The following is a 6,626-nucleotide window of genomic DNA, read 5'->3' as shown; positions in this document are numbered from 1 at the left end:
CGTCATGCCGTGGAATGCGGAATCAACCGGCTCAAGCGGAACCGGGCCGTGGCCACCCGGTACGACAAACTCGCTGTCCGTTACGAGGCCACGGTGGTCATCGCGTCTATCAACGAGTGGCTCTGACATCTGAAACAGACCCTAGATCTTAAGGCCGAGCCACGCCGTGAAATTCGCGATACTGTCTGACTTCCGCCGCTCGGTGAGCGCGATAGCTCGCGCAGTCTCGTGCACCTGCGGGTGATAGCGCGTCTGCTGCGGAGCCACCCGTCGGGCTGCGTTCAACGCCTTGAGTGCCTTAGAGTGCTCGCCGGAAAGAACCCAGGCGCGCGCCACGTCTTGCCAGTGGTGACCGGCTCGCGTCGAGTGCACATCCGCTGGAATCCGCAATGCCGAGCCATCGCGAGCCGCACGCCCAGGGTCTCCGACCTCTAGTGAGACCGCGACATCATGTATTTCTACGTTGCCAGGGCCGAAACTCGTGTCATAGGCGGAGGGTGTACGACCGATCTTCGCGCCGATCGCCCGAGCTTCGACGATGTGCTCACGTGCCCTGCTTTCATTGTTGTTACGCGCACACAGAATCGCGCCACGCAGGTGTGCGGAGCCCCGGACCGCGAGAATTGACTCAGTATCCGGCCCTTGATCCAACAGGTTAAGTGACCGATCGACCAAAGATTCGCCTACGTCATACGCAGCGTAGGACAGCAAGAGCAGAGAACGATAATTCGCCGCACGAGCCAGCAAATCCAGGGCACCAGCGTTCTCTGCGGCGGTCTCCATTCGATCGACAGCCTGAGTCGCCAGTGTCATCCAGCCGAAGCCGTACACCATCAGCCCAATGTTCGCGAACGCTTGCGCCAGCAGTCGGAGCGCTTCTTCGCGGTCCTCGCCCGAGGTGGCGCTTTCTTCCATCCCGCGAATCTGCCGGAGCAAGATAGGTGTGCGCGCAATCGCTTGACGTGCTTTGTCGTCCTGCCGCATTTGGCGCACGAGTTCTAGTTCATTGCGGATCTCGTCAACGGGCCCCGGCTCTACCGCCTGGATGTAAGCTCCCTCAGCGAACAATGTTCTTAGTTCTGCAAGTCCAGGAACGCCGCCATCGTCATCAAGGATGATCACGATACGGCTGCCCATAGAGTTCTTGGATCTCGATATTTAGCGCTTTGGCGACCGCTGCCACGAAGGCGGGCGACGCCGGTTCGCGGCCTTGCTCGACTGCCCGGACCATGCTGGTGCTGTAGCTGGCTCGTTGGGCCAGTGCGTGTTGATCGAGGCCCGCAACCTTGCGTGCCATCGCTACGCGTTCGCCGATCGTCAAGCCCGATGCAGCGGGGGCATGTTGGCCTCCTGACCTGTGGAACTACGGCAGCAACAGCGTACGTCCCCGTGATCGTCGCACGACACCGCTAGCGCTCACTGTCACTTCCCTGTCACTCCACGCACACGAACCCCTCTAGTTTCGTAACCACGCGAACGCTAAAAGTAACCACTTTCGAGCGGAAGGATCACGGTGCGGCTGGTACCTGGGGAGACGGTCTCTAGTGGTCAAGTGCTGTCCGGGCCCGAGATTCAGCCGGCGGTGACCCAGCCGTGACCGCCTCAGCCTGGACGTGGGTGGACTGGACGGGAGTTCGTCACTACCGCACCGACGCCCAGACCACCCGGTGCGGGCGTGTGATCGCACTTCCCGATGCCGGTACCGCGAGCCCGGGGACTGCTGGCGGTGCTGGCCGCGCGATCACCTTGTGTTCCAACCAAGACCCTCCGACCCGCCCCTGTGAGGCTGCGATGCCGCGTCGAACGTTCACGCCCGACTACGCCACCACGTGGCGGTGCTCCGCCAAACGATCCTGTTCACCGGCCCGGACCCCGCAGTGGTCGGCCAACACGAGCACGACGCCCACGGCCCCGCATGGATGGTCGCCGACCAGGACCTACAGCAGCCCACCGCCGGCGCGGTGAGCCAGCAGTGAGCTCCCTGTCTTTCCGGACGCTGATCAGCCTGAACAACATCGCCCACACCATCCAGAGCGGAGCGACCCGCGCCCTGTGCGGTGTTCCCCTCACCAGCTTGTTCCCACAACACCCGCAGCGTCCCGCGCCAACGCAGTGCTCGTCCTGCCCAGCGAAACTCGCGCGACTGCGAAGAAAGGCGGACGCCCGATGACCGCCACCACCATGATCGGACTTCCGATTCGCACCCCACACGTAGCCGTGCTCCACGAACTTGCTTCCTCCCCGGTTGATTACCGTCAGCGGTTGCGCTGGTAGTTGGAACGTGCCGATGAGGCAGCCGACCGTGGTCGTCAGCGCCGCGCCCGGACGCTGAGCGTGGTCGACCCGGAGGATGATCCTCGGAACCTACTCGGCAAGCTCTGATCGTCGGCGATCCTGTGGGGCATATGCGACCGCCCCGGCACCGTGGGGTGTCGGGGCGGTACGCAACGCTTCGTTACTGGTTGGCCTACTCGGCGTTCTTACGCTGCCACCGCAACAGCGCATCGTCGGCATCCTCGGCGACGAGTCCGATGTCATCGTTCTCCGCGAGCGCTTCAAGCACCGGGAGCGCTTCCGTCGCGTGGTTGCGGTCCACCAAGTATGTAGCTGCCGCGCAGCGGACCGCCGGAGTCTGGTCCTCGGCGAGTAGCGGCAACAGCACCTCGCCTGTGGTGCCTTGCTGGTCCCACGCGGCAACCTGCGCATTCGCGGCGTCGGTGTGCTTGTCCGCCTCTTGGGTGGTGCCGTTCCGGATGGCGGACCAGTGTGCCGACACGGCTTGCCGGAACCGTTCCTGAGCTTCACTGATCGGGCTGTGTTCGGTCATCTTGATCCTCGCCTCGTAGCGCCCGTCTGACGGCTCGCATACCACGCCGGTATTGGTGGTCCCATGGCGTGCCGTTCAGGCTATCGCGTCGTGTGCTATCCCCGCCGAGAGGCTTGCTTGCGTAGAACCTGGTGATCCTGCGATGCACCTCAACCGGCAGGAAGATCAAATTGTCCGTGGTGTTGATCCTCTCGGCGGAGAAACCGCTGCGATGATCCTTGCTCTGCGACTGCTCAACGATGTGATGCAGCTCGTGTCCCGGTCGTCTCCCGAGTGCCCGCTTCGCAGCGGTGAACGACGGGAAGCTCCGGACTCCGCCCTCCTCCTCTGCGACGGTCTTCGGCGTCACCTGTTCCGGTTTGGCCGATGCCGGTGCGGACGGCGGCGTGGGGTTGCCGCCGCTGCTTGGCGGGCCGCCTGCGCCGCCTCCCTGCTGATGCTCGGCGACCTCTGTGATCTTCGTGCGGAGTGCGACGAGAGCCCGGATCACGTCCGTGGTCGCTGTGACGACCTGTTGCGTCTGCCCGATGATGTCGGACTCCGCCCCGGTGATCTCCGCGAGCTGATCGCGAACCCGCTCGATCTCGTCGCACAGGTTGCCCGCCGCCTGCACCGGCACAGCATCGGCGACCGTGGTCAACTGCTGGGCACGGTCGCCGATCGCCTCGCCGGTCATCCTTGCGCGTGGTAGGTCGCCTTCTCCACGATCATCAGACGCAGTTGCTCAAGACCGGCCGTGAGCTGGCTGATCTCATTGGACACCGCGCCGATCTGGCCGTGCAGCTCTTGAGCGCTCGATGTGTCACCGAGAATGCCCGCGACCTGCTGCTGAATCCCCTCAAGCTGCCCCTGTAGCTCCTGTGCGCCGTGCACCGGAACCTGCTCGGACAGAGCCTGTAACTGCATTGCCTGCTCTGCAATGGACACACGAATTCCCTTCGTTGTGAATGGGTTTGGGACCCGGTCAGGGAGTGCGGGCGGGCACCACTCCCTGACCGGCATGAAGCGCGACGGCTGCTGGGGGCCTACCGTCCCGCTGGGATGGAAACCGGCCAGGTGGACAGGGTTCGGGGATTACCGCCGCCCACCTGACCGGGGTCTGACATGCCGCATCCGCTCGCCGCGCAATCGTGCGTGAGCACGTACTCGCGGAGGTTTTCCTCGACGCACTCCTGACACGCACGAGCGCACGACGTCGGATTCGGCGGGCCGATCGTCAGCCCGCACCGCGTCTCGTTGCGTGATCCTGGACGCCGTTCGTGCACGGTTCCGGCATGGTCGGTCCAGGTATCGGACACGGTTTTTGCCTTGTGCGCCAAGGGATTGATGCCAGAAAGAAGATCACCCGCCATACCTGAAACGTATGGCGGGTGATCAGGAGTGAGGTAGGACGCGGTGTCCTACTGCACGATCGGACTAGCGGACTCCGAGTCGCTGCGCGAGTCCACGGAAGCGGGTTGCGCGGGAAACCGGGGTGTGCAGCAGATCCCGCGTCACCGACTTGATCAGATTTTGGTGCTTGGCCCAGTCCGGAGCCATCTGTTCAGCGGTCACCACGAGGTTCGCCGCCTGGTCATGCTGGCCAAGTCGCGTGTGTGCGAGCGCCCGGTCCGTGAGGTGCCGGGCGCGGGACGCCAGCGGCAACGCGGCGGCCTCGTTCGGCATCGTCCGGGCCGCCTTCAGCGCGTGCCCGTACTCGCCGGTCTGCACGCCCACGTCGACGGTCTGCATCGCGACCTGAGAAGGGCCGAACGCCGTCTGGTAGTCGTCGCGGTCGCATCCCATCCGGTCGGCAACCTCCGCGCTCTCGGAGACGAGATCACGGGCGCGACTGCCGTTCTTGGCGCGGGCGGCAGCGGTCGCGGCGGTGAGCACGAGGGAGCCATACGCGGACAGGTCAGGCAGGCTCACGTCTCCGTGTGGCGCGATCGTCTCGGCGGTCCGCACCGCCAGCGCTTCGGACTCGGCGTAGCGGCCGGAGACGAGCAACTGCCAGGACACCGACCCGCGCAGGGTCGCGGCGAGCAGCGGATCATTGCTCTGGTCGGCAGCGTCGACCGCTTGGCGGACCGCCAGGAACGCGGCGTCGGACTGGCGCAGGTGCACGAGCGCGCATCCGGCGACCCAGTACCCCCGCGCCAGGAGTTCCGCCGCCTGCGGTCGCTGTGCGCCGTCGCTTGCCTCGAATGTGGCTCGCAGCGAGTGCAACGCGGGCGGCAACAACGCGGTGAGCTGGTCATACTTGCCCGCCCAGTACGTACCCCATAAGTACGTGAGGGTCCGCGTCGCCTCCCGGTGCGGCATCGGCTCGACCGCGACGGCCGACCCGCCGAGCAGGTCATCGACACCGCTCACGGCGAACCGGAGAGCAGTAACCCCTTCCGCCTGGTCGTGCTCCGGCAGCGACGCCCGCCCCATGAGGTCAGCGAGGGTGACGTCAAGTGCGCGGGCGAGGCGGTGCAGGCTGGCGACGCTTGCCGTGTTCCTCGTGCCCTGTTCCAGCTTGCGCACGAGGTCGACGGACACTCCGGCTCGCGGAGTCGTGTCCTCTTCGCGAGACCCCCGGCCCGTCGACCGGGGGCGTCCCTCCGCGAAGAGGTGCCCCCAGGCTAGCGAGATCCCGATCAGGTGACGAGTAAGTGGGCGCACGGATGGAGGAGCGTTGCGCCCCGCACGACTGGTGATCACTCGGCTGGTGGCTATCCGGCATATACGCGAACCGCAAGGATCGGCGCCCCGTCGCACCGTGTGAGGGGCCACCGCCCGACGAGGGGCCGGGCGGTTGCCCCTCGCCGGGATGGACGTGGGGCAAACCGTGATCAACGGCGTGGGGCAAACGTGGGCCGAAAACCGTTCCACTACGCACAAACAGCAGCTCAGCAACGTCTATACTGCGTAGGACCAAAGCACTGGTCACACCACCCGTGACCAGAGTTTTCCCAGGTCAGCGCCAAGCCGCGTAGAAAAGGGCACTTTCGTCCGAAACCACCGGACACAGTTCTCCCCAGCCACGGCCGAAAGCGGAATCCTTGATGCTGGCAACGCCGTCGGATTCCTGCTCTACACCAGCGATTTCAGATTTGTCATGCGGTCGTCGAACAGCTCTCACCCGCCCGTGGACAGTCAGATCAGTTTCCTCTTGCTGGCTTCGTAGACGGCTTCGGCGCGGGTGGCGGCTGCGAGCTTGCGCATGATGTTGCGCACGTGGAACTTGACCGTGGTTTCCGAGATGAACAGCTTGCTCCCGATGTCGCGGTTGCTCAGGCCGCGCGCCAGTTCTCGGAGCACGTTGAGTTCCCGTTCGGTGAGCGGGGGCTCGCTCGTCGGTGCGTTCATCGACTGCACCATGGCCGCAGCGGATCGCGAGTCGAACGAGCTCTCCCGACGCGCCACCGCTCGAATCGAACGGACCAGCTCCGTGGTGTCCACGTCCTTGACGACGTAACCGCGGGCACCGCGGTGGATCGCGTCGACCACCAGGCCGCCGTCCAAGAACGTCGTGAGGATCAGCACGCCTAGATCCGGGTGCTGCCGGGTGAGCTCCCCGCACAGGGCCAGGCCCTCCATGTTGTCCCCAGTAGACAACTTGAGGTCCAGCAACACGATGTTCGGCCGCGTCCGCTCGACGACCGCAAGCGCCTCCGTCGCCGTGGCCGCCTCCCCCACGACCTGCAGGTCGTCCTCGCGTTCCAGGACCGACCGCAGGCCGTGCCGGACGATCGCGTGGTCGTCGACCAGCACGATCCGAACGTGTTCCGGCGCACCAGTCGATTTGTCGCGCTGCATCGGGACTTCCTTC

General features: G+C 65.2%; 8 protein-coding genes. 1 reads left to right on the top strand and 7 read right to left on the bottom strand.

The window, feature by feature from the left end; genetic code table 11:
* Positions 1-141 precede the first annotated feature (141 nt).
* Both ACWDKQ_RS17045 and ACWDKQ_RS17040 read right to left on the bottom strand, forming a co-directional pair.
* Complete coding sequence (locus tag ACWDKQ_RS17045; RefSeq protein ID WP_450139698.1) at positions 142-1,122, bottom strand: helix-turn-helix domain-containing protein; 981 nt, start codon at positions 1,120-1,122, stop codon at positions 142-144.
* The gene (locus ACWDKQ_RS17040) at positions 1,109-1,297 is read right to left on the bottom strand and encodes a helix-turn-helix domain-containing protein (RefSeq protein WP_450139697.1); all 189 of its coding nucleotides are present in this window, start codon (positions 1,295-1,297) and stop codon (positions 1,109-1,111) included. The genes ACWDKQ_RS17045 and ACWDKQ_RS17040 overlap by 14 nt, the downstream gene beginning before the upstream one ends.
* Before the next feature lie 538 nt (positions 1,298-1,835).
* Here ACWDKQ_RS17040 and ACWDKQ_RS17035 point away from each other — a divergent pair.
* The gene (locus ACWDKQ_RS17035) at positions 1,836-1,976 is read left to right on the top strand and encodes a hypothetical protein (RefSeq protein WP_450139696.1); all 141 of its coding nucleotides are present in this window, start codon (positions 1,836-1,838) and stop codon (positions 1,974-1,976) included.
* Between the two features lie 491 nt (positions 1,977-2,467).
* Here the strand turns inward: ACWDKQ_RS17035 and ACWDKQ_RS17030 are convergent, their stop codons facing one another.
* The 5 genes from ACWDKQ_RS17030 to ACWDKQ_RS17010 all read right to left on the bottom strand — a co-directional run bounded on the left by ACWDKQ_RS17030 (position 2,468) and on the right by ACWDKQ_RS17010 (position 6,613).
* Complete coding sequence (locus ACWDKQ_RS17030) at positions 2,468-2,827, bottom strand: hypothetical protein (protein ID WP_450139695.1); 360 nt, start codon at positions 2,825-2,827, stop codon at positions 2,468-2,470.
* Complete coding sequence (locus tag ACWDKQ_RS17025) at positions 2,802-3,503, bottom strand: hypothetical protein (RefSeq protein ID WP_450139694.1); 702 nt, start codon at positions 3,501-3,503, stop codon at positions 2,802-2,804. The genes ACWDKQ_RS17030 and ACWDKQ_RS17025 overlap by 26 nt, the downstream gene beginning before the upstream one ends.
* On the bottom strand, positions 3,500-3,754 hold the full coding sequence (locus ACWDKQ_RS17020; protein WP_450139693.1) for a hypothetical protein: 255 nt from the start codon (positions 3,752-3,754) through the stop codon (positions 3,500-3,502). The genes ACWDKQ_RS17025 and ACWDKQ_RS17020 overlap by 4 nt, the downstream gene beginning before the upstream one ends.
* Before the next feature lie 489 nt (positions 3,755-4,243).
* Positions 4,244-5,353, bottom strand: a complete 1,110-nt coding sequence (locus tag ACWDKQ_RS17015) for a helix-turn-helix domain-containing protein (protein WP_450139692.1) — start codon at positions 5,351-5,353, stop codon at positions 4,244-4,246.
* 597 nt (positions 5,354-5,950) lie between these two features.
* Positions 5,951-6,613 carry a MadR family response regulator transcription factor gene (locus tag ACWDKQ_RS17010; RefSeq protein WP_450139702.1) on the bottom strand — a complete coding sequence of 221 codons (663 nt, stop codon included), beginning with the start codon at positions 6,611-6,613 and terminating at the stop codon, positions 5,951-5,953.
* Positions 6,614-6,626 lie beyond the last annotated feature (13 nt).

It is taken from the genome of Saccharopolyspora sp. NPDC000995 (assembly GCF_053599315.1).
Note: the sequence above shows the minus strand (reverse complement) of the source record. Positions and strands in the feature narration are given on the sequence as shown.